General features: G+C 45.7%; 24 protein-coding genes. 4 read left to right on the forward strand and 20 right to left on the reverse strand.

Going from position 1 to position 25944, the window contains the following annotated elements; genetic code table 11:
- Positions 1-144: 144 nt before the first annotated feature.
- Positions 145-1371: an MFS transporter gene (locus BLS15_RS02820; protein ID WP_090509738.1), complete on the forward strand. Its 1227-nt coding sequence runs from the start codon at positions 145-147 to the stop codon at positions 1369-1371.
- A 112-nt stretch (positions 1372-1483) separates the two neighbouring features.
- Here the strand turns inward: BLS15_RS02820 and BLS15_RS02825 are convergent, their stop codons facing one another.
- The 4 genes from BLS15_RS02825 to BLS15_RS02840 form a co-directional block, all read right to left on the reverse strand.
- Complete coding sequence (locus BLS15_RS02825; protein ID WP_090509742.1) at positions 1484-2155, reverse strand: response regulator transcription factor; 672 nt, start codon at positions 2153-2155, stop codon at positions 1484-1486.
- Positions 2152-2349, reverse strand: a complete 198-nt coding sequence (locus tag BLS15_RS02830; RefSeq protein WP_090509746.1) for a hypothetical protein — start codon at positions 2347-2349, stop codon at positions 2152-2154. The genes BLS15_RS02825 and BLS15_RS02830 overlap by 4 nt, the downstream gene beginning before the upstream one ends.
- An 80-nt stretch (positions 2350-2429) precedes the next feature.
- Positions 2430-3878 (reverse strand): sensor histidine kinase, encoded by a 1449-nt coding sequence (locus BLS15_RS02835; RefSeq protein WP_090509750.1) that lies wholly within the window; start codon positions 3876-3878, stop codon positions 2430-2432.
- The gene (locus BLS15_RS02840) at positions 3871-4536 is read right to left on the reverse strand and encodes a response regulator transcription factor (protein ID WP_175460713.1); all 666 of its coding nucleotides are present in this window, start codon (positions 4534-4536) and stop codon (positions 3871-3873) included. Before BLS15_RS02840 ends, BLS15_RS02835 begins: the two co-directional genes overlap by 8 nt.
- 161 nt (positions 4537-4697) lie before the next feature.
- On the opposite strand from BLS15_RS02840, the gene BLS15_RS02845 reads away from it, so the two are divergent.
- Positions 4698-5573: a hypothetical protein gene (locus BLS15_RS02845; protein WP_090509756.1), complete on the forward strand. Its 876-nt coding sequence runs from the start codon at positions 4698-4700 to the stop codon at positions 5571-5573.
- Between the two features lie 120 nt (positions 5574-5693).
- Here BLS15_RS02845 and BLS15_RS02850 read toward each other — a convergent pair whose 3' ends face one another.
- The 15 genes from BLS15_RS02850 to BLS15_RS02920 all read right to left on the reverse strand — a co-directional run bounded on the left by BLS15_RS02850 (position 5694) and on the right by BLS15_RS02920 (position 20958).
- The gene (locus tag BLS15_RS02850) at positions 5694-6164 is read right to left on the reverse strand and encodes a hypothetical protein (RefSeq protein WP_090509760.1); all 471 of its coding nucleotides are present in this window, start codon (positions 6162-6164) and stop codon (positions 5694-5696) included.
- Between the two features lie 343 nt (positions 6165-6507).
- Complete coding sequence (locus BLS15_RS02855) at positions 6508-7005, reverse strand: hypothetical protein (protein WP_090509765.1); 498 nt, start codon at positions 7003-7005, stop codon at positions 6508-6510.
- 1 nt (position 7006) lies between these two features.
- Entirely contained in the window at positions 7007-7312 is a 306-nt protein-coding gene (locus BLS15_RS02860) for a hypothetical protein (RefSeq protein ID WP_090509769.1), read from the reverse strand.
- Entirely contained in the window at positions 7293-8093 is an 801-nt protein-coding gene (locus BLS15_RS02865) for a hypothetical protein (RefSeq protein WP_090509774.1), read from the reverse strand. The genes BLS15_RS02860 and BLS15_RS02865 overlap by 20 nt, the downstream gene beginning before the upstream one ends.
- Before the next feature lie 333 nt (positions 8094-8426).
- The gene (locus BLS15_RS02870) at positions 8427-8882 is read right to left on the reverse strand and encodes a DUF6630 family protein (protein WP_090509780.1); all 456 of its coding nucleotides are present in this window, start codon (positions 8880-8882) and stop codon (positions 8427-8429) included.
- 13 nt (positions 8883-8895) lie between these two features.
- Positions 8896-9870, reverse strand: coding sequence for a hypothetical protein (locus tag BLS15_RS02875; protein ID WP_090509784.1), 975 nt, complete (start codon positions 9868-9870; stop codon positions 8896-8898).
- A gap of 493 nt (positions 9871-10363) precedes the next feature.
- Positions 10364-10609 carry a PT domain-containing protein gene (locus tag BLS15_RS29750; protein ID WP_368087118.1) on the reverse strand — a complete coding sequence of 82 codons (246 nt, stop codon included), beginning with the start codon at positions 10607-10609 and terminating at the stop codon, positions 10364-10366.
- A gap of 90 nt (positions 10610-10699) precedes the next feature.
- The gene (locus BLS15_RS02885; RefSeq protein WP_254777271.1) at positions 10700-11545 is read right to left on the reverse strand and encodes a barstar family protein; all 846 of its coding nucleotides are present in this window, start codon (positions 11543-11545) and stop codon (positions 10700-10702) included.
- Between the two features lie 23 nt (positions 11546-11568).
- On the reverse strand, positions 11569-14466 hold the full coding sequence (locus BLS15_RS02890) for a contractile injection system protein, VgrG/Pvc8 family (protein ID WP_175460701.1): 2898 nt from the start codon (positions 14464-14466) through the stop codon (positions 11569-11571).
- Between the two features lie 74 nt (positions 14467-14540).
- The gene (locus BLS15_RS02895) at positions 14541-14969 is read right to left on the reverse strand and encodes a DUF4280 domain-containing protein (protein WP_021254725.1); all 429 of its coding nucleotides are present in this window, start codon (positions 14967-14969) and stop codon (positions 14541-14543) included.
- A 75-nt stretch (positions 14970-15044) separates the two neighbouring features.
- Positions 15045-15566, reverse strand: coding sequence for a hypothetical protein (locus BLS15_RS02900; protein WP_028532105.1), 522 nt, complete (start codon positions 15564-15566; stop codon positions 15045-15047).
- Positions 15563-16750: a pentapeptide repeat-containing protein gene (locus tag BLS15_RS02905; RefSeq protein ID WP_021254727.1), complete on the reverse strand. Its 1188-nt coding sequence runs from the start codon at positions 16748-16750 to the stop codon at positions 15563-15565. The genes BLS15_RS02900 and BLS15_RS02905 overlap by 4 nt, the downstream gene beginning before the upstream one ends.
- Before the next feature lie 22 nt (positions 16751-16772).
- Positions 16773-18188: a phage baseplate assembly protein V gene (locus BLS15_RS02910; protein ID WP_021254728.1), complete on the reverse strand. Its 1416-nt coding sequence runs from the start codon at positions 18186-18188 to the stop codon at positions 16773-16775.
- The gene (locus BLS15_RS02915; protein WP_021254729.1) at positions 18172-18858 is read right to left on the reverse strand and encodes a hypothetical protein; all 687 of its coding nucleotides are present in this window, start codon (positions 18856-18858) and stop codon (positions 18172-18174) included. The genes BLS15_RS02910 and BLS15_RS02915 overlap by 17 nt, the downstream gene beginning before the upstream one ends.
- Positions 18859-19329: 471 nt before the next feature.
- Positions 19330-20958 (reverse strand): ABC-F family ATP-binding cassette domain-containing protein, encoded by a 1629-nt coding sequence (locus BLS15_RS02920; RefSeq protein WP_021254730.1) that lies wholly within the window; start codon positions 20956-20958, stop codon positions 19330-19332.
- Between the two features lie 621 nt (positions 20959-21579).
- On the opposite strand from BLS15_RS02920, the gene rsgA reads away from it, so the two are divergent.
- Entirely contained in the window at positions 21580-22821 is a 1242-nt protein-coding gene (gene rsgA / locus BLS15_RS02925; RefSeq protein WP_021254731.1) for a ribosome small subunit-dependent GTPase A, read from the forward strand.
- Between the two features lie 260 nt (positions 22822-23081).
- Here the strand turns inward: rsgA and BLS15_RS02930 are convergent, their stop codons facing one another.
- The gene (locus BLS15_RS02930) at positions 23082-24167 is read right to left on the reverse strand and encodes an MBL fold metallo-hydrolase (protein ID WP_028532107.1); all 1086 of its coding nucleotides are present in this window, start codon (positions 24165-24167) and stop codon (positions 23082-23084) included.
- Positions 24168-24624: 457 nt separating this feature from the next.
- Here BLS15_RS02930 and BLS15_RS02935 point away from each other — a divergent pair, with 457 nt between their 5' ends.
- A complete protein-coding gene (locus BLS15_RS02935) occupies positions 24625-25764 on the forward strand; it encodes a virulence factor (protein ID WP_028532108.1) in 1140 nt (379 codons plus the stop codon).
- The last annotated feature ends 180 nt before the right edge of the window (positions 25765-25944 follow it).

The following is a 25944-nucleotide window of genomic DNA, read 5'->3' on the forward strand; positions in this document are numbered from 1 at the left end:
TATTTGTTATGATAAAGTCCATACTGATGAATGGTATCACATCAGAGAGCAAGTTGCGCCTTATTAAAGCTTGTTCTAAAGCTCGCATGTGACCTTCTGAACAAACTATATCCAAACACATATCAAGTGGAGGCAGAGACTGAAATGAATACGGCGAAAACGTTGGATAAGCCGAAGCAGCGCAAGCTGCTATGGAGTGCCGGAATGAGCTGGATGTTCGACGCGATGGATATCGGCATCATCTCCTTTATCGCGGCGGCACTCGCAGCCGAATGGAGCTTAACCCCGCAGCAGACGGGACTCTTTACAAGCATTAATTCGATTGGCATGGCAGTAGGCGCGCTGCTCGCAGGAGCATTAGCGGACAAATACGGCCGTAAGTCGGTTCTGCTCTGGACGCTGGTCATCTTCTCGATTGCCAGCGGATTGTCCGCAGCAGCAACAAGCTTCACGATGCTGTGCATATTGCGCTTCATCGCCGGAGCGGGTCTAGGTGGCGAACTGCCCGTCGCGTCAACCCTTGTCTCTGAATCCGTTCCTGCCAAGGAACGTGGACGTGCCGTTGTCCTGCTGGAGAGCTTCTGGGCAGCGGGCTGGATTGCTTCTGCACTGATTGCTTACTTCGTGATTCCTACATACGGATGGCAAGCGGCATTTCTAATCTGTGCCGTTCCAGCACTGTACGCACTTTACTTGAGAAAGGCAATTCAAGATCCGCCCCGCTTTACTCAGCAGGCGAAGCAATCAGAACAGCAGAAGCTGTCGTTCCGCGAGCGCTTCGTCGCAGTATGGTCTGGGCCGCACCGCCGCTCTACGATTATGCTGTGGGTATTGTGGTTCACTGTGGTCTTCTCGTATTATGGCATGTTCCTCTGGCTGCCTTCTGTCATGATGCTGAAGGGCTTCAGCTTGGTCAAGAGCTTCGAATACGTGCTTATCATGACGCTCGCACAGCTTCCCGGATACTTCACTGCCGCTTACCTCATCGAGAAGTTCGGACGCAAATTCGTCCTCGTCTTGTATTTGCTGCTTACTGCAGCCAGTGCGGCTTGGTTCGGCAGTGCAACAACGGAAGGCATGCTGATTGCAGCCGGAATATGCTTGTCGTTCTTCAACCTTGGAGCATGGGGAGGCATGTACGCGTATACGCCAGAGCTGTACCCGACCAAGGTTCGTTCTACTGGCGTTGGTCTTGCCGCATCCTTCGGCAGAGTCGGCGGCATTATCGCTCCGTACCTTGTCGGTATGCTCGTCGCTCGACAGGTTGCGATTAGCGCGATCTTCTGGCTGTTCTTCGTCACCATTGTAATCGGTGCGGTTGCCGTCCTCTGGCTTGGTACGGAAACGAAGGGCAAGAAGCTAGAGGAGTAAGCGAGCAAATTTTTGCCACGTAATAAAAATAACAACAGCACCAGTTCCTCCCTCGATCGTAGAGAGACACTGGTGCTGTTTTTTTCATAGCAGCTTTTTAATCCAATCCCCGTCATTTATCAACCTCAAATTTATATCCAACCCGCACGACCGTTGTAATATGCTTAGCTTTATCCCCCAGCTTGTATCGGAGATTGCGAATATGTGTGTTCAGCGCCTTGTCGCCTCCGCCTTGCTCATATCCCCATATCGTTGTAATGAGCGTGTCTCGAGTAATTACTTGCTCCTTATGTTCCATAAGACTTAACAAGATCGTATATTCCGTATGAGTTAAATTGATTGGCGTCCCTTCAATCGACACCTTGTGGGCAGACTTATTCATATGAATGCCGCACAAGATAATATCGTCTTGCTGCTCGTCCTGACTGGCAGACTTCAGCAATCTCCTAGCTCGTGCCATAAGAACCGCAGGCTTGAAGGGTTTCGTTACATAGTCGTCAGCGCCCAAGTCAAAGCCAAGGAGTGTATCCTCCTCATCACTACTTGCCGTAACTAAAATAATAGGAACCTTGGACACATCACGGATACGGCGACATACATCCCAACTATCCAGTTCCGGAAGCATGACATCCAGTATGACAAGGTCGATATCCTGCGCTGCAAATAGTTCCAACCCTTGCCGTCCATCCTCGGCTGTGTAAGCAACATATCCATCATCCTTGAAATAATGAGCCATTGATTCCCGCAGGAGCTCATCACCTTCGATAATTAATACCTTTTTCATAGCGTGATTCCCGTCCTATTACCCATCTTATCCGCTCTAATTCCGACACAATTCAATGCCACGCCAGGTTTGGAATCCGATCCGCACTTTTTCACTATCGGCTTCACATTCGCATATTCAACCTCTGTGAATCTTTCATTCATCATTCCCCCGGCAATTCCCGCATATACGCTAAGTGCCGCCAATACGGCCATTTTGACCCCTGTTTGCGTTACTCGCTCTTTTTCTCATCATACCCTGCACGGCCATTTTATTGCCCGCCCCTTGTAAACGCTCACTGTCGTGATTTCGGAATGATAGCTGCAAATTGTACGCCCTGCTCGATGTTATGCATAGAGTACGTGATGCCCAGAGCATCGAAAATCTGCTTAACAATATATAGTCCCAGTCCGCTCCCCCCTGTGTTGCGATTTCTCGACTTTTCAACTCGATAGAAAGGTTCGAAAATCTGCTGCATGTCCTCTTCCTTAATGTTCACGCCCGTATTAATGACTTGAAATTGAATGCTGCCCTCCTGCACATCCCGGGTTAGCTGAATGCATACTTTTTCTCCCTGCGGAGAATACATAATCGCATTATGGATGATATTTTTGCACGCTTTCTCCAGCATCAGACGATCAGTGTGAACCATTATGTCTGAAGCAATATGCTTCATAAGCTGAATCTCTCGCTGAGCCGCAAAATATTCAAGATCCGCAATTATTTTTTCCACGAGCTGCGAGAGATTCACTTCTTCCAGCTGCAGCTTGAATGTATCGCGCTCCAACTTCGACATGCTTAAAATCTCACGAACCAACTGCTCCATTCCCTCGACAATCTGATGATTTTTCTGCAAATATTGATCGCGATCGCGATATGGACCGATATGATAGATCATTCCTTCCAAGTATCCTTTCATTACGGTGAGCGGCGTCTTCAATTCATGCGCTGCAATCGCGAAAAATTCCCTGCGTTTTGTTTCTACTGCTCTTTCCTTTTCAATATCGCTCTTTAACTGCCGATTCGCATTGTGCAATTCTTGCATCGTTTGCTGCAAATTCACGGACAATTCATTTAGGCTGGTCGATAACTCCCCCAATTCATCCGTAGAACGAACCTCGATTGGTTCGGAGAAATCCAAGTTCGCCATCTTCTGCGCACCTTGATTAATGTACAGAAGCGGCTTCGTGATAAACCTCGAATACAAATAAGCGCTGCCTATGCCAATCACAATAACGATAAAGCTTAAATAAGGGAGAAAAAGTGCCAATACTTGCGAGGCCTCATCTATCGGTTGAAAGGTAGCGGACACGACGAGCGTTAACTTCGCATCCAAAAACTGAATGGGCACGGCGACATCGAAGGAGTTTGAATTCACGATTGGTTTTGCTCTTTCGACTCTCACTTCCGCCGATAGTGAATAACCTTTGCGAACCGAAGAAAAAAAGGGAGAGTAAATGATGACTCCCTCTTTATTTTGAAGATAGACGATTGCGTTATTTTTTTTGGAGAAGTCATCAAGAAGAAGCACGCCATATTGCAAATCAAGATCCTTCGATTTCGTTATGATTTCCTCGATCCCGGTCTGAAGCTGGTTCGTCTTATACTGCTCATAAAAGGTAGGGAGAAAGAAGTACAACGATACATAGATCAGGACGGCAAAGGATAACAAAATAAGAGACGTAGTCACGAAAAGCTTATAGGTAATACGCTTCATCTTCAGCATGTCCAACCAGTTACTCATCAATTTTATAGCCGATCCCCTTTACCGTTTTAATGTAAGGTATATCTAACTTCTTTCTAATATTTTTGATATGTGTATCGATGACTCTCGTCTCTCCATAATAATCGTATCCCCATACTTTCTCGACGATGCTTTCTCTGGTGAGCACTTTTTTCTCATTTTGAACAAGCAGCTGTACGATTTCAAATTCCTTTGTCGTTAATGGGATTTCAATCTCGTTGACGTATACTTTATAGGCATCGCAATCTACTTGAATTTCCTTGAACACCAGACCATTATTCGTTCCTTGATCCTTGCTTCTTCTTAATACGGCTTCGACTCTCCGTATCAATACATGAAAGGAAAAAGGCTTCGTAATATAATCGTCGATTCCGAGATCGAAGCCTTTTAATTGATCCTGTTCTTCCTCTAAAGCGGTTAGCAAAATGATGGGAACATTGGACTCACTCCTAATCATCTTAGCAACCTCGAATCCGTTAAGGTTAGGCATCATGACATCCAATAGAATTAAATCGAAGGATTGCTTATTGAATTGTTTCATGCCCTCTATTCCATCGGATGCAACTTCAACGCTATAGTGTTGGGTCATCAAAAACTGTTTGATTAGTTCCCGAATCTCTTGATCATCTTCTACCACAAGAATCTGATAGTTCATTATGATATCACCTCTTGAATTAGTATAGCCGTGCTATCTGGAGTTTATATGGAGAGACCGAAAAATCCCCACCAAAACTCTACATGATCTTCATAGTAACTCCAGATAAGGGTCATACAATGAGGTCGTAAACAAAAATACATTCACGAAGGAGATTGACAATTATGAAAAAGACACTCGCTACAACTGCTTTAGGAGCTGTACTCACACTCACCTCTCTGGGATCCGCATTCGCTGCCGAGGTACCTGCGCAATCTATCGGGAATGGACAACTGACAGCGGCTGTTAAGGTAACGGCAGCAAGTAATCTCGATGAAGCAACTCAAAACAAGGTGAAAGCCATTTTCGATCAAGTGAAGACAGGGACGCTTACGAAAGAGCAAGCCAAACCTCAGCTGCAAGAACTTGGCGTCGATGTGGATTTTGATTTCAACGCGGCTCATGACGGCATCTTATTCAAGGGCAAAGTGACTTCCGTTAGCTTCGATGACGCTACCAAAGAAAAAGTAAAAACCATTCTTGACCAAGCTCAAGCTGGTTCGCTTACCAAAGAGCAGGTGAAAGCTCAACTGCAAGAGCTTGGCATTGACATGGATGTGAATTTCAGCAAAACAGCTCGTGGTGTAATGGTAAAGATGGACGCAGCGAAATTAGATAACCTTGACGAAGCTGCCAAAGAAAAGGCGAAAGCGATTCTTGAGCAAATGAGAACAGGAGCGCTTACGAAAGAGCAAGCCAAATCTCAGCTGCAAGAGCTTGGCATCGAATTGAATGTAGATTTCAGCAAGGGTCATCACTTCCAAGTAAAGATGGATAAATCGAAAATGGATAACCTTGATGAAGCAACTAAGGAAAAAGTGAAATCCATTCTTGACCAAATGAAAGCGGGAACCCTTACCGAAGAACAAGTGAAAGCTAAGTTGCAAGAACTGGGCATCAATATGGAAGTGAAGTTCGGCACGGCTCGCAGCATGACGAAAGACACGAATAAAGTGATGAAGGCAGTCAAGATTGAGAATGCTGCCCAGCAAAAGATGTAAGCCCTCTTTGATCAATCAAGAGCAGGCACAATTACGAAAGAGCAAGTGAAAGCACAAAAAAACTGAAAAAAACCGTGAGTTTGCTATAATTAGCAAGCCTCACGGTTTTCACATTTCACTTTAAACGTCATTTTCTCTCCTGATGGGCAAAGTCCCCAACACAAATGCATTATAAATGTTCTTAAACCCTTTCGAAATTCCTTGCGGCTTACGATGCAGTTGTGGATTATGATCGCAAACAAATCCTTTCCCTTTTCTAGAGCCAATAGCACCAGCTAATACATCAATCCCTTCACTGGTGTGCTCCACGACAAAGAAGTAGTTCTGAGCCGCTATATCTGTGTCATCCTTGAATCTTTCATATATGAGCTTCGCGATATCATTTTTCTGCTGTGGTGTGAAATGCTGATCTTCCCATGCATTATATTGTTTTATATCAATTATTTGATGGTCGAGTAAGACGGGATCAATATCTTGAACCTGAAAACGATTTGGCAAACCCCATCTATCTATTGAACTGTAGAAATCCAGCGCCTTCGATAAATAACGATTTGCTACTCGGACATCTTGCAGGATCTTGCTCGCCGCCATCTAAACCAATGTAAACATGACGCATTTTGTAGTGCATAAAAGAAATCACCCCTGTGTATGGATTGTTATTATCATGATGGGTAAGGATGATAACAATCTGACTATATATAAAAAAGTTGTGATTGATTTGAAAATAGTGTGATAAAACGAAGATAACAAAAAACAGATCAATCATGGTGGTATCCGACCATAATTGATCTGTTCAATGTAACGCAACAGCGTTATTTAGGGTATAAAATTCAAGCATTGATGTACGTACAAACAAATTAGTGAAAACCTTTATAGGGTTATATGTATTATTGTTTGAATGATAGGTTCATTCGGCACTGGGTAGCAGAATAATTTAAGATAAATCAATCAACCTTGGGTCTTGATAACACCAATCTGGATCATACGGTAAAGATTTCAATTTTTTCATGTCCTCCCAGCCATAAACCCAATCAAAATCTGTAACCCAGAAGTAATCATCAGGATTTAATCTAAGGTATTCATAAATAAAAGTAAAAATTAATTTTTGAACACCATAAATATCTTCAATATGTCCAATTTGACATAATGATAGATTAGAATCCAGTTCCAAGTCTTCATGATAGTAAAAATCAATGCTTGGACTGTTAATAGCGTGAACAGAAAAAATAAATGATTGCTCACTTTTCTCTGCAAATGAATTGTTATTAATGTTCAGTGTAGTATATGAAAATTCTCCATTATCCGAATAGTTCTTATTATTATGAAAATATAGAGTTGCATCAGCATGAAATACCGAGACTATTGTATCTGCTAACAGTTTCTCAGGTGAATAATTCCCTTTTTTTGTAAGGATAACTGCCGAAGTACCCATTTTATTTTAACGCCTCCTTAAGTTCATCTAGAGAATTAACAATAGTAACCCCCTTAGATTTAATCTTCTGTAATTTTTTCAAATCATTCGGATGTACGTTTGTCAACGGTTTTTCAATATACAAAATAACTTTCTTCTGATGGGGATTGAAATAACTACCATTATTCGGGTTTACATATTTATCAAACTGTTCTATATCTGTTATTGCCTTTATTGATTTTTTAACTTCAATAATCTCATCTTTAGTAACAACATCTAAATCACCAGCTAAACTATTATCTGCCTTTTTAACTTGCTGTCCATCCAAACCCTGTAACTTCCTTAGTTTCTCTTACAGAAGAAGCTACTTTAGCTTCAGTAGCCTTACCCGGGTCTGTACTGTTTAACTTAGCATCAATATCATTAGTAATACTCTTAGGATGCTGATCAACCCAGGTTAATTCATTCTCTGCTGGATTCGTATATTTCGCTTTATTTCCGTCCTTAACTACATTTCCAACATTCGAAGCTTTTGGCGTCCCCTCACCGGTTGAATTCTTATTTTTTCCCGACGTAGATCCTGATGATGAATTCTCTGGATTACTCCCCGGATAATATTTCTGCACCTCAATCTGATTCTTCGTCGGCTCAAGAGGCTTCTGCGTTGACGATTTATAGTTCACATTTGGCCCATCGTACGCCAGCTCATTCTTGGACAGTTGCCCAACAGACTTTTGTAAAGCTTCAAATCTATCATTGATAAACGTCGTCTCTTGACCCCAGTTTATCTTAATTCCCTTAATATTGCTTCCTTTCGATATTCCTTGCGGCTTGATTGGCGGTTGTGGATTACGACTGCGGACAGCTCTAGCGCCAATAGCACCAGCTAATGCGTCAACCCCTTCACTCGTATGCTCCACGACATAGAAATAGTTCTGAATCGCTAAATCTGTGTCATCCTTGAATCTTTCATATATCAGATTTGCGATATCATTTTTCTGCTCCGGTGTTAAATGCTGATCTTCCCATGCATTATATTGTTTTATATCAATTATTTGATGGTCGAATAAGACAGGATCAATATCTTGAACTCGAAAACGATTAGGCAAATCCTATCTATCGATGGAACTGTAGAAATCCAGCGCTTCTGTTTGGGATTTATTAATGTTTACGCAAATATCCTATTCCATCTTTTCTATTCAAGTTGGAATGAGTCTTCTTGAAATTAAATGTTGTTTGTCCTTAGTGGAAATTTCGTTTCGTCCTACTTTGATTCGATCATGTAAAAAAGCTCATTCCTACTCATGATTCAAGTTGGAAAGAGCTTGAACGTTTATCAAGTGTTTGATTTGATAGTTGTTTTGGGGTTATATACGGGTTTACACAAAATTTTAGACAGGATCTCGATAACGTACAAACTTAAGCCCTGAATGCTATAAACGCTATCTATAATACTTGATACACCTTTCTTGGAAAGGGATTCTATCATCGAGTAGCAATTCTTTTTGCAGTAATTTTGTTATATTCTCTAATTTTGCAATGAATAGTGCATAAAAGTCGCCCGAATTTGGATATAAAAATAGTCCATACCCCTTTGGTGACAGTATTTTGTTAGCCTCTCTGATCTTATCAGGTAAAAATTCGTAGTCATACGCTTCTAATTGCTCAAGTTCTTCCTTTGCTGCTAATTCAATGTGATGGGCAAATTCATAGTCCAGAATAAAATTGACGATCTCTTGATGCTGCTCACCTTTATAGTCAACGTATAAAAACCGTTTCGTTTTTAACCCGAATTTTAACAGATCATCATGTATGTCATAACTTCCTTCATCCTTCAAAAACTGTTCCAGATCATTGTTAATAGGGAAGATGAGTTGTGCTACTTCTTGATCTTGCATGCTTTTTCCCCCTTTATTGAAACAACTCCCCATGCTGGTTAGGAATATATTCAGGATAGTTTTTACGATAAAATTGATCGATCATCTGAAGTGCAGGATCCCATTCAGGGTATGGTTCAGGGTCTTCAAACACCATTTTTGCTTCGGGGGTATTCATCAACAAATCGTCAAGGTGTGCGGGAACGGGTAACCCAAGTTTTTCCCTTGCATGGATCAAGAATAAGATTTCAAATGGATAAAATCCATATCTAAAGTCACCAAATTCGTCCAGCTGGCCGATTTTAGAAGCTAAAATAGAATGATAAAGGGACATTTTCGAAATTAGATGATCTATTTCCAGCAGTTCACTAGTGGACCATCGGTCAAGCACTTCATCATAAATGTCTAAATCATCAGGGATTGAGCCGCATCGCTGTCCATCCTCCTTTAACCTATTTTTCACAGCTAGATGCAATTTGTTATTCGTTCCCATGATGGTTTTGTTTCTATACTGCAGGTACAACTCAAGCAAAAACCAAATATGTCTGTTCTCTTCATTGACATCCATTAAATGTCCGCCGAAGTGAGAAACGATAAAATCATATAATATATTTTCTTCTTTCTCCCATCCATACATCGCAAAATGGATCAATGTGATGACAACTTCTCTAAATGTATATTCTAATGTCATATGAGGGTATCTTGTTGTATACAGATCCTGCCCCATACATTGATAAAACACGACCTTTTGCATGTTCTTTAATCCTTCTGGATTGTTTCCGCCGTTGATCAATACATCGTGTTTCCATTGTGATAAGGAGTAAGAAAAAATTGAGGACAAATTAATTAATAAAATATGATCCTTTTCTACGTCTCTTTCTTCAACAATATCAATAACTTCGCTCTTGCATTCATCATACTCTTCTTTTATATCTTCAAATTTAATACCATCAACAAAATTCTTGTGATATCTTTTAAACGCCATCTCAAATTTTTTAGGGTTTATCATTATGTCCTCCCTATCAATTAATCAATTCCTTTATTCCAATTATATCCGTTATTCGATGGTCGAATAGGACGGGATCAATATCTTTAACCCGAGAACGATTAGGCAAATACCATCTATCGATGGAACTGTAGAAATCCAGGTCCTTCGATAAATTACGATTTGCTACTCGGACATCTTGCGGGATCTTGCTCGCTGCCATCTCCATCCCTTTGTTGAGAGTCAGCAAGAATCGTACTAATGATTCTTTGGTCTCCGGGTTTCTCCAGCCTCTCGCATCGGTAAATACTTTGCCAAGGAGTATCGCAAACCGTAAGCCTATATTCTATGAGGGTTTAATTAATGTTTACATAGAAAAAGCCTATTAATTCTTCTTGCTTCAAATTGGAATAAGCCTTCTAAGATTAGTAAGTTTGTTGTCACTAGTGGTGGTTTGTTGGTGTAAGTTCCATTTCGTCCTCCTTGATTTTGAACATGCAAAAAAGCTCATCCCTACTTACGGTGCAAGTGAGAATGAGCTTTGAAGGTTTATCAAGCGTTTGGTTTGTTTGTTTGTTTGTTTGTTTGTTTGTTTGTTTGTTTGTTTGGTTGTTTGTTTGTTTGATTGGTTGTTTGGTTGGTTGTTTGGTTGTTTGGTTGGTTGTTTGGTTGGTTGGTTGGTTGGTTGTTTGGTTGGTTGTTTGGTTGTTTGGTTGTTGTACGATCTTGTTGTTGGGAGCGGGTAAAAATAGAGTTTACACAAAATTTTCGATGATCCTTGTTAAGCCGTTCCATATTTTTCTTAAACATAAATTCAACTTATATAGATAAATTCATTGATTATAAAAAATTGTTAATTCAGCACTAATATTACTTCATTTTCCATATTCTCAATAAGTGCTTGGAATAGGGGTCTATTCCCTACCTCTTCGAATTCTGGCTTATCTATAAGTTTATCGTCCCAACTCCTCTTATAGTTAATTTCTTTGACCCAAGAATTTATATCCAAGAATTTTCTTGCTATCTGATGATTATTCCATATAAGGGTGAAAGGTGCGGTTGCACCAAATCCTCCATAAAAACAATCAATTAGAGAGCAAATATCAAATCCATAATAACCTCCAGGCCCATTAATAGCTTCTCCTAATGCACAAAAGAAAGATGGATAATCCGTTACAAATGTTCCATCTAGGTGAAAAATTCCCTCCTGCATTTCATTACATTCCGATTTATTTATATTATAATTTTTTACAACTTTTAACCAGGATCTTCTTTCGTCTTCAGAAAGACTAGACCATTCATTCTTTTTCAATGGGGGAGAGATCCTCCAATTATTCCAAATTTCGATTTCTTTATTAGATAATACTTCATTTAAAGAGCCCCTCCAAATAACATCCGAAGCACTTTCTGGAACTCCAGTTTTATGATAATAAATATCATCATAAATAGAAAAACGGAACTTTCCAATTGGATTTGTATCATTATCAATGATACAAATATAGACTAGCCTACTTATCGATTCTTTTCTTTTAACAAGGTATTCTTTAAATTTCTGACAAAAAACAAACTGTTTCAGTTCAATTTTATGGTAAGCTAAATCCCCATCAAAATAAACCTTACCATCCAGCCCCTCTATTTCTTTGCAATATCCAATTACTAATTCACTTTCCTCATCAAGAATAGAGAATTTAATTCCCACTTTATTTCCTCCATTAACCATTCTTATGGTTTGAATTTCCCACCATCTGGAAACCAAGGCGATGGGAATAATTTGGGCTTACTGTAATCATGATCAACTACATAGCCAAATCTTCCGTCAGTCCTCTCTAATATCCTATGTTTAGTGCCCGGAACATCCCATTCTTTTGAACCATCCCAAACGTTATTCTTTCCTGTTCTATTTTTCATTTCATTAGCATGAAATGTTTTTTGTTCCCCATTTTTATCAAATCTAGGGGTGCCATTTCCGAGTTTAATATTATCATATTCATTTAATATTTTTTGAGAGATTTTATGTTCATCGGAAAGTTTATAATCCTTCTTACCGTTTGAATTCTTATTTTTGCCCGACGCAGATCCCGACGCTGAATTCTCCGGCTCGGTCCCAGGATAATATTTCCGCACCTCAATCTGATTCTTCGTCGGCTCTAGAGGCTTCTGCGTTGACGATTTATAGTTCACATTTGGCCCATCGTACGCCAGCTTATTCTTAGACAATTGCCCAGCAGACTTTTGTAAGGCTTCAAATCTTTCCTTAATAAACGTCGTCGCTTGACCCCAGTTTACCTTAATTTCCTTAATATTGCTTCCTTTCGATATTCCTTGCGGCTTGATTGGCTGTTGTTGTGGGGGACTACGACGATTCGATCCTTTGAACCCCGAAATACCTCCAGCCAAAGCTGCACCTTCACTAGTATGATCCACAATATATAGATAGTTTTGTGCTGCAAGCTCTCCATCAACTAGCTGACCGCCTTCTTGATTTGACCCCCACAGTCTTTTAATATCGTTGGCTATATCATTTTTCGTTTGTGGTGCTAAAAAATCATCTTCCCATGGATTATAGGTTTCAGGATTAATGTTTCCAAACCGCAATTTATCATTAATATCCTTTAATTGCAACCAAATTATGGGATCATCTCTGTCTAGATTTCTGTATATATCCATTGCCTCACGTATATTCTTGTTTGCTACTCGGACATCTTGCGGGATCTTGCTCGCCGCCATCTCCATCCCTTTGTTGAGAGTCAGCAAGAATCGTACTAATGATTCTTTGGTCTCTGGGTTTCTCCAGCCTCTCGCATCGGTGAATACTTTGCCAAGCAGTATCGCAAACTCCCTTTGCATTTCCAGCTGAACCATTTCTTCTTCACTGAGCGGGCCTGTTGCCGTCCCCCCGCCTCCGCCTGACGGCAACCCGATTCGGAAGCCGCTGGAAGAGGACATCATGCCGAGAACACTTAGTGCCGAGCCTACTAGCGAGCCAACCACTCCCGCTACCGGAATCATGCCCAGCAGACTGAGCGCCGCACCTGCCAGCAACCCGATTTGAGCCCCAGTAACGCCTTGGGATTCAGCTGCCGCCGTCTTCGCAGCCTGCCCGGCCTCATAGGCTTCCACCGTCATCAGCGGCGGCTCCGGCACCGGTGTAAGCGGGGTCACATGCACCGGCGACCTCACAGTGCCTTCCTGATGCAAGAGATCCGAGCGAATATCCGATTCGCCGTCCAAAATAAGACTGCTCTCGCCTCCGCGCAAATAGAGCGAATGCCCTGCTTTCATGCTTACTTGCTGGCCTGCCTTGACCATAATGTCCCGGCCGCTTATTGCAAGACTATTCGTGCTATGAATATGTACGCCGTTGCCTGCATTCAAGCGGATATTCAAGCCGCCGCCCGCTTCCAGCTTCAGTTCAGTGCTTCCCATGCTGATCCGCTTGCCGCGCTTGCTGCTCCATACTTTCTCATCGGGTTTATCAACGTCAGCATGCTGACGCAGTGAGCCCCGCACTACGGCTTCTGCCTCATGCATCGAAGGCAAATACAACTGCGCTCGATCTCCCGGCTCCGGCATCCAATACAAGCCGCTGTTTCCCTCAGCTGCGTAGCTTGTTACATACGGGAACCAACAGCCATCCGAAACAGCATCTTCGCCATCCATATCCAAACGCAGCCTTACCCGATCCCGCTGCACCCCGATAACAATCCCGCTGAGCACAGCGCCTGTCGCCTGCCAATTCTCTGTACGTTGACAGATAACATCTTCCTCTGCACAAAGTTGATAGGTGTGCAATAGAAGCCCGCTCTTCATCTCGCTTACGATTTCGGTTACAACCGTCTTTATGCCGCTTGGCAGGCTGACGCGATCACCCAAAACGAAGCATCTTCCGCTCTCTAGCGAATACACGGTTGCGGACGACGAACCGAACCCATTCCCGAATAGCAACTTCTGCTCTTCATGCCCCAGCAAAGAACGAAAGCTCTTTCGAACCCGATACGGCTCTTGTTCATCCAGCCTCCAATGCTTTCCTGTCGGCAAGCCGAAGAACAGCTTCGGAGATTCTGCGGTAATTTCCGGCACTAACACCGTGCCGAGCCTTGAGGCCATCCGCTTCAAAAACGACCAGTCCGTCTCCTCATATTGTAGGGTAAAAGATCCCAACGTGCTACCTTGGCTTGCAGTATCGATTGAATCCGAACGCGCATAGTCCTTCAGTACTCGTTCCAGGACATCCTTATAAGTCGTATGCTCCGGCTGGAATGAACGGCTCTTAGGTCGTACATCCAGCTCATAGCTCCAGGAAATCGCTTCTAAAGTCAAGACATATACACTGCGCTCCGCCTGTATGGTACGAGTCATCACCTGACCACAGAACAACGTTCGGACTACGGAACCGTCATCTCCCAGCTGTTCTACCTTTACGGACTTGCCATAATCATACGCCTCAATATCCCGATCGCCACGCTCCTCCGCCAGCAGGGCGCGCATATGCAGCCGGGCATGCTCATTCACTCGCTTCTCGATTCGCAGCTCATGGATTCGCTGTATATCATGCGCCCACACCACACGGATATGACCGTAGCCTGCCGCATATTCTGCGCTTTGCATGCTCTTCTCCAACTTCTCCCCTCCTTGCATGATTTGATTACTGGTAACGGGAATGTATTGTTCTATCGTCTATGCGCGTATTCCGATCAATCCAGTTCCTGTCCGTCATCCTCGATGCGAATGACACCGCCATAAAGGCATTGATGCGTACAACTACTAAGCAAAGCGGGTTGTCCCGCCACATGCACATCATGTTTGCCGTTCAACCAAGGAATGGTCATTACCGGAATGCAGGGAGCTTTCTTCACCCCATAAATATCGACCAAATTACTGCTCTGAACGGCCGGATTCATCGAACAAGAACAATTGCCAAAAGAAGAGATGTTCACGCCCGGCACGAAATCCCCAACGTTCATCTGAGCCTTGCCCTTCACGTATGTACCGTGGCATTCTGGCATTGTGAGCCGGGTCGGCTGAGTGCCGAAGCTGCAGCTTAGAATAGCGCCCGCTACGACATAGCTGCCTTTGCGCCCTTTTCCCGGCTGAACGCGGATATCCTCCTGTTGCTTCCCCAATCGCTCTAATCCCCTTTCTTTCATTCTGAGATCATGCTCAAGCAGAGTCGTTTCCTACACCGCTTAAACGCACTCTCACTTTTGATCCATTTCAACCTCAGCAAAATGAACCCCGTACACATCCCGCCGCAGCAGACTCTCGGCAAGCGCCAGATTGGCGATCCATACTCTCTCGCGAATTTCATCCACTTGGAACAGCGGCCGATAGCTCCGCTTTCCTTCCAGCACAAGCCGCTTCAAGCCCCCATCCTTGTGGAATTCGCTATCAGGCGAGAGGCAGCATAGGCGAGGCAGCGACGTCATCCAATAGACTTCCTGCCGTTCCCTTTTCATATCAGTCAAAATAACAGGACGCCAACGCAATTCAGGCATGTACAGCTCGACCAGCCGCTTAACGCGATCCGATAACAAGGGCATGGGCCGATCCATATAATCGACATATTCGACGTCATTCCGTTCCCGTATCGGGAAGACAAGCGGCTGCTCTTCCACGCCGGCTTCTTCCTCTAGTCGGCGCACGGTTCCGGGCACCATCATATTCGGCTCTGCCCGATTCGCAATCCGTTCATCCGCAACAAGTCTGAATAACCGATTCATGGCCGTCCCCCCATTCCCCGCGAGAGCAGGCGGTGATCCTCCTCATCCCAATGCGCATTATTCCAGTTGACCCCCGTTACATCCGCGTCTTGAAAATCCGCTCCGCTCAAATCCGCCTTATCGAAGCGCGCCCCCTTGAGATTTGCTCCGCGGAAGACGGCATTCTTCAGCGTGGCTCCAGTGAACACTGCGCCAGGGAGATTGGCTCGGGTAAAATCAGCACCGGTCAAGTTGGATCCCTCAAATCGAACCCCATCAAATATGGGTGGAAATCCGTCGAATGGCAGCACGCCCCGCTTGCCCTGAACGCCCCGAAACACCGTCGACGGCATGAAGCACCCGCTAAAGTTCGCACCGCTAATAAGACTGTAGGCAAAGTTGGCGCCATCCAACCGACACTCCTGCCACAGCGTGCCGATCAGAACGCCATCAAGAAAACGGCTGTCCGACAAGCAGCAGTCTCGAAATGCGCTGTACCGAAGATCAATCCCCGCCCAATCTCCCTCCGACAAATCCATAGCGTGAAAAGCTTCATATGCGTAATCCTCTTCATTTCCCTCCCGCAGCCATGACCGCACTTCCTCTGCATCGCGCTTGCTCAAGTCCAGCCGGAACACGCATTCACTGTGATCCAAATATTCTCCTACCCGAACCTCGAATACTTCTGCCTTCTCCACAGCTTGGAACTCCGGCAATTGGGAAGCTTCCTGCATCGCCAGCCGAATCAGGCTGACCACGACGCGGTGTATGTGAACGGCCTCGCGCAGACGAATGCGCTCCAGATGTGCGGAATGAACGGCCCCCTTATATTCGCGGCTGGCCAGCTTCAATCTGTCTGCCAGCAAATCCAAGTAGCGATAAGCCCACAAGCCGTCATAGTAGCCTTCAACCGGTTCGGCGTCGAACAGCCACGAGCTGTCGGACGCTTGTACGAGATAGCGAGCTCGTCCCTGCGCAATGTCCGTTCTCAGCATAGAGTAGGTGATGAATCCAAGGCTTCCTTTTTTCCCGGAGAGCTGCTGTTCACGAATGACCTTGCACCATTTCCGGAAGCCATCGACAAATTCTTGCACCCATTCTTGCTTGGCTTCATCCCATTCTTGTCCGATTGCAGCGAGCATCTCGCTCCTCTCGCGAGGTACTGCTTCTTGAATGAAATGGGTTAACGCTGCTTCGCTGTTCATGACAACCTCCTCTTCCGCATGCTTAGTTCGACTTCACTTTGCTGCCTGTTAAGCGCGCCTGACGTCCCAAATGAAGCTGGCTGCCCTTGCAGCTCATGTTCATTTCACTGCCTGCGGACAACACCATCTTGCGTCCGGCATTCATGGAGATATCCCCATCCGCAGTGATGCTGACTCCTTTGCTGCTGGCAATGTGAATGCCCTCATCATCGTTCAGTTGAATATAAATGGCGCCATCCTTCCCGGTAATGACGATTTCATCCGGAGCAAGCCTGATTTCTTTGCCGGATGGCGTACGGAATATTTTCACATCGGGATTGCTTAGCTTATTGCGTCCGCTCGGTTCAGCATTCTGGCGTACTGCACCGCCAGCGATGCCCTCCTCTTCCTTCTTTCCGGGAAAATAAACGGCTACTGGATCGCCAATCTCCGGCATGACGTACCATCCGGTGCTGCCTTCCGCCGAATAAGCGGTCGAATATCGGAACCAGCGCGCTTCCTCTTTCTTTTGCTCATGATCACATTCAAAGTGAATTTTTACCTTGTCCCCTGCCACATCAATCACTTTTCCGCGAATGGATGCGCCGATCAAGCGCTCATGGCTATACTCCTTCTGCCGCAATCCTTTGTGAGAGCAGAGCACATACCGATGCTTCAGCATTCCGCCTTGCATCGTCGTCTGCGCTTCACGCACAAAGAGACTTTCTCCTTGAAATTGAATAGGACTGCCTAAGTCGAATACCTCATCCGTTTCGATGTCATAGGTAATAAAATCGTTTTCGCCGACAGATGCGGCTTCATTTTCTACGAAATATCGGAACGGCGCCAATCGCTTGCTAACGGTATAATTCATTTGCTCCAACCGAATCACTCTTGAACCATCAGGAATACCGAAATAGAATTTAGGTTCATGGAATTGAGCTGCCGGAACTAGACTGGTATGGTATCGAGAGGCCATTCTCCGTAAAAACGCCCAATCCGTCTCCTCATACTGCAAAGCCATTCGCTGCAGCTTAGCCCCAGCAGTTGCTTCATCCATCACGTCAAGTCCCGGGTATTCCTTGCCTATCTGTTCAAGAAGTTGAGGGATCGTCATCTTTACATTCTGGAAAGATCTCGTCTTGGTCTTCACATCCATGACGTAGGTATGGGATATCGCCTCCACTTCCAAATAGTGAACGCCCTGCACGACTTGGATTTCGATAGAAAGTGCGATTCCCCGGAACAGTGGTTTGCTCCCACCGTCCGTATCCATTTGATTCAATTCAATAGAGGTGTCTGTATCGGTCATATCCACATAAAGCTTGCTCTTTTCCTCGGACACAACCCCCGTGAAGCGCAGCCGCGCATGCTCGTTGAGCTGCTTCGTCAGGGTCAGTTCCTGCAGGTGGACTAATTGGTATGGATGAATGCTCAAATTCTCATAAGTAAGACTCACTTCGTTTCTCCCCTTTCTCACTGCCGAGGGTTTGTATCGCCCGCATCATCGCATGGGCCACTGGTTTCCAGTTCCGCATGTCCATTGCACTGCATGAGAAAGAAACGAGTAGCGCGCTTCCTTCCAGCTTCTTGAACATCATGTAATAGTACAGCGTCCCGTCTAATACGGAAGCGGTGAATTCACAGTACCCTGCGCGCTCCCCTTCATCAGAATCCATCATGCCTTCATCGATCCAGGAACGGATAGGCTGTACCGAGCGAATCATGCGAGCCATCGTCTCCGTATAAACAGCAAGCCCCTCTTCTTCAAGCGGATCTTCTGTGAGGTTGATCGTTAAGTTCACGGTACCTTCATTGTTCGTATAAATTAGGGATGGACGATATACCGAAGGATATTTGATCGCAGCCTCCTGCTGAGTCATGAGGCGCCAAGTTTTCGGCATCCTTACGTGAAGCTTGCCCGCCAGCAAAGTCCGATCCGCTAGCGGAATCATTTGTCCGTTGACGCTTATTAGCGGATGATTGAGATCGATAGACTCTCGCTTAACGTTACCCCCTCTTTCGCCGCTTTCTCCCCCATCTTCTTCCCTCATCTCGCCGTCACGTTCCTGTCGTTCTTCCTCCAGCTCTTTCATCATCGCCAAAATTTTTTCATCCAAATGCTGCACCAAGCCTACCCCCTTTATCCCTATACTCCGAGTTCTTTCTGAAGTCCTAGGCTTTAGTATCAGAATAGGCGGAACAATCCACCTTATTTAGATATATTTTCCTATTATATTATAACGGCAAGAATACAATCTGATTTGATAGAAATGGAAAAAATAGATGTTAATATTTCTAAAGATGCAAATAAGAGAGGATGTCTGATTGTACAGGTAGAACAATATTCAGGGGGAAAACGGGGCAAAACGAGGAAAACGAGTGCTGCACATTTGGGCAACTTCAAGCCTGATTCGTGCACATCCAGTAGAAAGGATCGAATTCAGGAAGGAACCAACGCTCCTTGCTCGATCCTGCTTTCAAGTAAGAGGCAGTTTATCGCTAAAGCAAAAAACTAATCCATTGGACAGCCTTTAAACATACAAAAAGAGGTTTGAACAGCCATTTGGCTACTCAAACCTCTTGCTTCTATTCAGATGCTATTTGCTCTCTTCTGGATACAGCTTCTTGCGCAGCTCTTTCACTTCTTCATTCTCAAGATATTCATCGTACGTGCATACACGATCGATGATGCCATTCGGCGTAATCTCGATAATGCGGTTCGCAATCGTCTCAATGAACTGATGGTCATGGGACGTGAACAGCATTGTGCCGTCGAAGTCAGTCAAGCCGTTGTTGAGCGCTGTAATGGATTCGAGATCCAAGTGGTTCGTCGGTTCATCAAGCAACAGCACGTTCGCGCCGCTCATCATCATCTTGGAGAGCATGCAGCGAACCTTCTCGCCCCCGGACAATACGCTTGCCTTCTTCAATGCTTCTTCCCCAGAGAAGAGCATGCGGCCCAAGAAGCCGCGAAGGAATGTCTCGTCTTGATCCTTGGAGTATTGGCGCAGCCAGTCAACCAAGGTATCCTCAACCCCATCGAAGTATGCGGAGTTGTCTTTCGGGAAGTAAGCTTGTGTCGTCGTAACGCCCCAGCTGAATGTTCCTGCATCAGGCTCAATCTCGCCCATCAGAACTTGCATCAACGTTGTCTTCGCCAATCCGTTTGGACCAACGAGTGCGATCTTGTCGCCTTTGTTCACAACAAGGTGTAGATTTTCGAATACTTTTTCGCCTTCAACTGACTTCGTCAAGCCTTCGATCGTCAGCAATTGCTTGCCCGCTTCACGCTCAGGCTTGAAGTTGATGAACGGATATTTACGATTCGATGGACGAATGTCGTCGAGCGTAATCTTATCGAGCATCTTCTTACGTGAAGTCGCCTGCTTCGACTTGGACGCATTCGCGCTGAAGCGCTGAATGAAGGCTTGAAGTTCCTTGATCTTCTCTTCCTTCTTCTTGTTCTGATCGCGCATCATCGTTTGCGCCAATTGGCTGGACTGGTACCAGAAATCATAGTTACCTGAGTACAGCTGAATTTTACCGAAGTCAATATCTGCAATGTGCGTACATACCTTGTTCAGGAAGTGACGATCGTGAGATACGACGATAACTGTACCTTCATAATCCATCAGGAAGCTCTCGAGCCAGTTGATCGATTCGAGATCCAAGTGGTTGGTAGGCTCATCGAGCAGCAAGATGTTCGGTCTGCCGAACAATGCTTGTGCAAGCAATACGCGTACCTTCTGGTTGCCGTCAAGCTCAGACATCAGCTTATCATGAAGATCTCTAGTGATTCCAAGACCGATAAGCATCTCGCCTGCGCTCGATTCAGCTTCCCAGCCGTCGAGCTCAGCGAATTCGCCTTCCAGCTCGCCTGCGCGCATGCCGTCTTCTTCCGTGAAGTCTGCCTTCGCATAGAGGGCATCCTTCTCTTTCATAATGGAATACAAGCGCTCATGACCCATAATGACTGTATCGAGAACCTTGAATTCTTCATATGCATAATGATCCTGCTTCAAGACCGATAGACGGTCTCCAGGAGTAATGTTTACTTGACCATTTGTCTGTTCAACTTCACCAGACAATATTTTAAGAAATGTCGATTTGCCCGCACCGTTCGCGCCAATCAAGCCGTAGCAGTTCCCTGGTGTAAACTTAATGTTCACGTCCTCGAAAAGCGCTCGTTTCCCGTAGCGGAGCGTAACGCCGGTTGTACTAATCATGGCATTCCCGTCCTTTGCCTATTATTGGTTTCAAACTGTTATTATAGCATAAGGATCAGTATAATGCGACGATTGAACATTTTTACCATGATCTTTGGAGAATTACACATATCAAATCCGGCATTTTATGTATATAATATTTCCATCTTTATCAAAATAAATGAATGTTCAAAAAGGGCGGTTTTCAGCACCGAGAAGGTTGCTTGAACTTGAAGCCCATGCTTCCGAAGTGAGTTTTGCTCTGCAAAACTTGTAAGGAGTAGCGGAGTGTAGTCAAAACTACATGAGCAACGGACTTCGATAGTGAATGCAAGATTCGACGCCGAGATTCTTACTGCACAGCTTCGTGATTAAGAGCGTACTTTTTGAACTACCTTTAAAAAAGGAAAGCGAGGGATGTTATATGGTAAACAGCATTGTATATAACGTTCGGGAGGAACATTTCAGCGCCTAGCGCATCGTACAATTTCATGAAATACCAGTAAGCTGTTAACGACGCTAGTGTCGACTGAAACGTCTGTCTCTCCCGAACTTGACCGTGCCGCAATGTCGTTCATTCGCAGGTAAGACCAAGTTCACTATGAAGCGGCTACATGCCGCATAACAAGGGAGAATTCAGATTTGAATACAAATAATCAACATACAAGTAACCATAATGAAGTTAAGTATGATTCACCTCTATTATCAGATACTTGCTCCGTGCAAGAGGCTATAACTGAAAGCAACACATTGAACATGGAAGAACAATTGGATCGTACTGTGCAAGATTTGCAGGATCTTGGCTTCGATGAAGCGTGGTCAAGCACTTGGGAGTCTTGGATTCAAGAGCTTCAAGAGTCTACCGCACGCCGATACGCAAGCCAGCTAGTTCCTGCACGCGTAGCGCTGGCACATAAGCATCTGTATCGCGTCGTTAGCGCGGATGGAGAATGGCTGGCCGAGCTGTCTGGACAGGCACGGGCCGGAATGGCACTGCTCAGTGATTGGCCGACAGTCGGCGATTGGGTGGCCGTGGCACCTAGACAAGCAGAAGGACGAGCTACGATTGTGGGCGTACTGCCTCGCCGCAGCACCTTCGGACGCAAGGTAGCGGGAGGTCGCCGCGACACTCAAATCGTCGCAGCGAACGCAGACATTGCGCTGCTCGTTACGTCGATGTCACGCGACTTCGAGCCGCGTCGCTTAGAGCGATATGCCGCCCTTGCGTGGGATAGCGGCGCCATGCCGGCCGTTGTGCTGACAAAGGCTGATGAGGCTGACGACCCAGAGCTGTTCGAGGCACAAGCGATGCAAGCCGTTCCTGGCGTCGACGTGTACCGGGTATCCGCAATGACCGGTGAAGGCATGGACGAATTGCGCGCACGCATTGCCCCGGGCATGACCGTCGTGCTCGTCGGTTCTTCTGGCGTTGGCAAGTCCACGCTGGCGAATGCACTTACGGGTACCGAGCAAATGCTGACACAAGCCGCTCGCTCAGATGATGACCGCGGCCGCCACACTACGACGCATCGCGAGCTTCTCCGTCTGCAGGGCGGGGCATGGCTCATTGATACGCCGGGCATGAGAGAAGTCGGCATGACCGCTATTGATAGTGAAGGCTTGTCGAATACCTTCGAGGATATTGAAAGCCTTGCAGAGCAATGCCGATTTAGCGACTGCAAGCATGAGAGAGAGCCTGGATGTGCTGTACGTGAGGCTATTCGAACAGGCGAGCTGGATTCCAACAGACTTCGCGGCTATCAAAAGCTCCAACGTGAAATTGCATACATGCGTCGTTCGGAGAATGCGCAGCTTGCCCGGCAACACGTACAGAACAACAAAAAACTGTCGAAGTTGAGCAGCCGACCGAACAAGCGTAAATAAATGCGAGCCTATACCATCCGATATCTCTAACACGAACGGGGGCTATCCCAGACGCTACTATTAAATTCGGGTGCCCCACATTCGTATGAGACATCTTTAAGAAAGACGCCTCCATCCCCACTTCTTCCGTGGAGTTGGAGGCGTCTTTGCATTTCTTATGAGTCTGACCCATTAGCTTCTAACTTTTTGGGACAGCCCTTCTATACGTTATTCCGCTTTTACTTTTTCATGTGTATCTTTGTGTATGCCTCGCATGTAGCTTATTGCGACTTCATTCGTGCCTTAGGTGACGCAGCTTGAGCATGTTGAATGGATTGACCAAATGCTTCTGCATAGCTCCATAATTCACCATGCGCTAAAATATGAATTCGCTCGCGCGCAATTCCACGCTTCACCCGATCCGCTTCCAGCCGATCAAGTGCCTCCCGCGGTGTATCGTCAGCCAGCTTAAACGCTCCATAATGCATCGGGATCATCACTTTTGCCTTCACATCTTCAAATGCCTGCAATGCTTCCTCTGGGGTAACATGCTGCTGCGACATGAACCATTCCGGCTCGTATGCGCCAATCGGCAATAGGGCTACATCAATGTGAAAGCGCTGGCCGATAAGCTCAAACCCACGGAAATATCCGCTATCGCCCGCAAAGTATATCGTCTCACCTATGGTCTCCTGACTCGATTGATTCGCTGGAGAGCCTTCGCCTGTTGGCGGGCCGGCTGAATCCGAACCTCCGGATGTCTTTTTCGCTTTTACAACGTGCTCAATAACATAGCCGCCCCAATGGGAACGATTCATATCTATCAACGTCCGACGCGTCCAGTGCTGTGCCGGTACAAACGTAATTTTCACCCGATCCGCCACGGTTATATGCTCCCACCAGGCCAGTTCATGTATAATGGAAAATCCTTTGCGTCTCAACTTACTAAGCAGCCCGTCAGGTACAATCAGCATCGTGTTCGGCCCTACCAATCGCCGTAATGACCGTATATGCAGATGATCGTAATGAGAATGCGAGATGAGAACAACATCGACTGGGGGCATTTCCTCAATCGGAATACCTGGCGGAGCAAGCCTAGCTTGTGTCGCCATTCTTGCAGCCCATACCGGATCTGTGACAATGTTTAATCCACCTATTTGTAACAGGAAGGTCGAATGACCGATCCACGTTATCGTTGTCTCTGTTCGATTAGCGTTCAAACGAGCGATATCCGGCTTTACATTTGGTACGACATAGGAATAATCCTTCGTCTTTAATCGTTCTTTGCGCTCTGCTTGCCAACGCCGAAATTGATTCCATGCTTTAACCGTTGTCACATCGTCCATATTGACGTAATAGCGCTTCATAAGCACCACCTCATTTGCGAAAAATTCGGATCGAATGACAAGGGCTACCCTCTCCCTTGCAAAACGGGACGAATGACAAATACTATCTCCTAATCTTTAGCATACCAGAACCCTGTCTCCATCACCAATTCGACTTCAGCTTCCTAACTGCGCGCCATCTGATGGCTGCCATCTTTAACACCTATCTCAATTCTTAATATCTTTCCATTTGAATGACACCATTCACAGCTGCTGACGTCCTTCCATCCTATGCATGCTCTTCTGCTTTGGTCGAATCCCTCTTTACTATGTATTACACAAATTGAGATGATCCAACCACCTTACAGACTGCAGCCTAATCCCCTTCGCCAGGCAATAATGAAATGCCTGACAGCTGCAAGCATGTTGCCTTCATTGTTCCCCACTCTCCGATAAGATACAATAGAAGCAAACCACACGCCAACGGAGGTGTATGTCAATGAACTTAATCACAATTGAACCGACGCCAAGTCCGAATTCCATGAAGCTCCACTTGGATGAAACATTGCCTGCCGGCATTCGCCGTACCTATTCAGAAGAAAATCGACGCTCTGCTTCCCCGCTGATCGCTAGCTTGCTCGACATCGAGGGCGTAAAGAGCGTATTCCATACCGCTGATTTTATCGCGCTAGACCGCTTCCCGAACGCGGACTGGGCTCGTATCCTTGACGAGGTTCGCGGCCTGTTCGGACAATCGCAAGCAGACAGCACCCAAGAGGAAGATCTGGCTTCTTGGACATCATTCGGTGAGGCACAGGTATATGTGCAATACTTCCGCAGCATCCCGATGCAGATTCGGGTGCAAGCCAATGGACAAGAAGAGCGCGTCGGCCTCTCTGATCGTTTCGTTCGTGCAGTAACGGAAGTAGCGAGCGCCACTCTAATCAAGGAACGCAAGCTCAGTGACTACGGAATTCGTTACGGGGAGCTTGCGGACATTGCACGCGAGGTTGAGCAGGAACTGGAGGCAGCCTATACCGAAGAACGTGTAGCTTCCCTTGTGAACCAAGCCATCGCGAAGGGCCGCACAGATGAGCCATTTATTGAAGAGCGCCGGGAATGGTCAGAAGAAGAACTGAAGCAGCATCTGAATAATCCAGATTGGCGCGTTCGTTACGCAGCTCTGGATCGAATGGAACCGACGCCAGAACGGTTGGAACTCATTGCGAAGGCTCTTCATGATGAACAGAGCCAGATACGCCGCCTTGCAGTTGTATATTTAGGGGAAATCAAAACCGACGAATGTATGCCGCTTCTCATTGAAGCGCTCAAGGACACTTCCGTTAGTGTTCGCCGCACAGCCGGAGATACGCTATCCGATATCGGTGATCCGATTGCGATCGAGCCGATGATCGAAGCTCTCCAAGATAAGAATAAGCTCGTGCGCTGGCGCGCAGCCCGCTTCCTCTATGAAGCCGGTGATGACCGTGCGCTGTCAGCACTTGAGCACGCCGCTCAAGATCCCGAATTCGAGGTTGCCTTGCAAGCACGCATGGCAATTGAACGCATCCGTTCCGGTGAAGAAGCTGTCGGAACAGTCTGGCAGCAAATGGCCCGTCTACGCGGACAAGGCGATTAATCTTAAAGGAAAAACCAATAGAAAGAGCAGCAGTCCATGCGCAAGCAATGGGACGCTGCTCTTTTTTACGATCCTATTTCATTTTGTAGAACTATCCATTTGATGCGCACCTATCTAAATTGCATGACACAATCTGTGTTTTTCGTGTCTATTTCAACGTTCCCCACTATCATCAGAGCC

Origin of the sequence: Paenibacillus sp. cl6col (genome assembly GCF_900102125.1) — a bacterium.
Lineage (GTDB): Bacteria > Bacillota > Bacilli > Paenibacillales > Paenibacillaceae > Paenibacillus_B > Paenibacillus_B suaedae.

What these genes read in the sequence shown, in the direction of transcription:
- BLS15_RS02935 (WP_028532108.1), top strand. Translation starts at nt 24,625, where the DNA reads ATGAACTTAATCACAATTGAACCGACGCCAAGTCCGAATTCCATGAAG.
- BLS15_RS02870 (WP_090509780.1), bottom strand. Translation starts at nt 8,882, where the DNA reads ATGCAAGATCAAGAAGTAGCACAACTCATCTTCCCTATTAACAATGAT.
- BLS15_RS02920 (WP_021254730.1), bottom strand. Translation starts at nt 20,958, where the DNA reads ATGATTAGTACAACCGGCGTTACGCTCCGCTACGGGAAACGAGCGCTT.
- BLS15_RS02855 (WP_090509765.1), bottom strand. Translation starts at nt 7,005, where the DNA reads ATGGGTACTTCGGCAGTTATCCTTACAAAAAAAGGGAATTATTCACCT.
- BLS15_RS02835 (WP_090509750.1), bottom strand. Translation starts at nt 3,878, where the DNA reads ATGAGTAACTGGTTGGACATGCTGAAGATGAAGCGTATTACCTATAAG.
- BLS15_RS02845 (WP_090509756.1), top strand. Translation starts at nt 4,698, where the DNA reads ATGAAAAAGACACTCGCTACAACTGCTTTAGGAGCTGTACTCACACTC.
- BLS15_RS02820 (WP_090509738.1), top strand. Translation starts at nt 145, where the DNA reads ATGAATACGGCGAAAACGTTGGATAAGCCGAAGCAGCGCAAGCTGCTA.
- BLS15_RS02850 (WP_090509760.1), bottom strand. Translation starts at nt 6,164, where the DNA reads ATGGCGGCGAGCAAGATCCTGCAAGATGTCCGAGTAGCAAATCGTTAT.
- BLS15_RS02905 (WP_021254727.1), bottom strand. Translation starts at nt 16,750, where the DNA reads ATGAACAGCGAAGCAGCGTTAACCCATTTCATTCAAGAAGCAGTACCT.
- BLS15_RS02900 (WP_028532105.1), bottom strand. Translation starts at nt 15,566, where the DNA reads ATGAATCGGTTATTCAGACTTGTTGCGGATGAACGGATTGCGAATCGG.
- BLS15_RS02875 (WP_090509784.1), bottom strand. Translation starts at nt 9,870, where the DNA reads ATGATAAACCCTAAAAAATTTGAGATGGCGTTTAAAAGATATCACAAG.
- BLS15_RS02930 (WP_028532107.1), bottom strand. Translation starts at nt 24,167, where the DNA reads ATGAAGCGCTATTACGTCAATATGGACGATGTGACAACGGTTAAAGCA.
- BLS15_RS02825 (WP_090509742.1), bottom strand. Translation starts at nt 2,155, where the DNA reads ATGAAAAAGGTATTAATTATCGAAGGTGATGAGCTCCTGCGGGAATCA.
- BLS15_RS02830 (WP_090509746.1), bottom strand. Translation starts at nt 2,349, where the DNA reads ATGGCCGTATTGGCGGCACTTAGCGTATATGCGGGAATTGCCGGGGGA.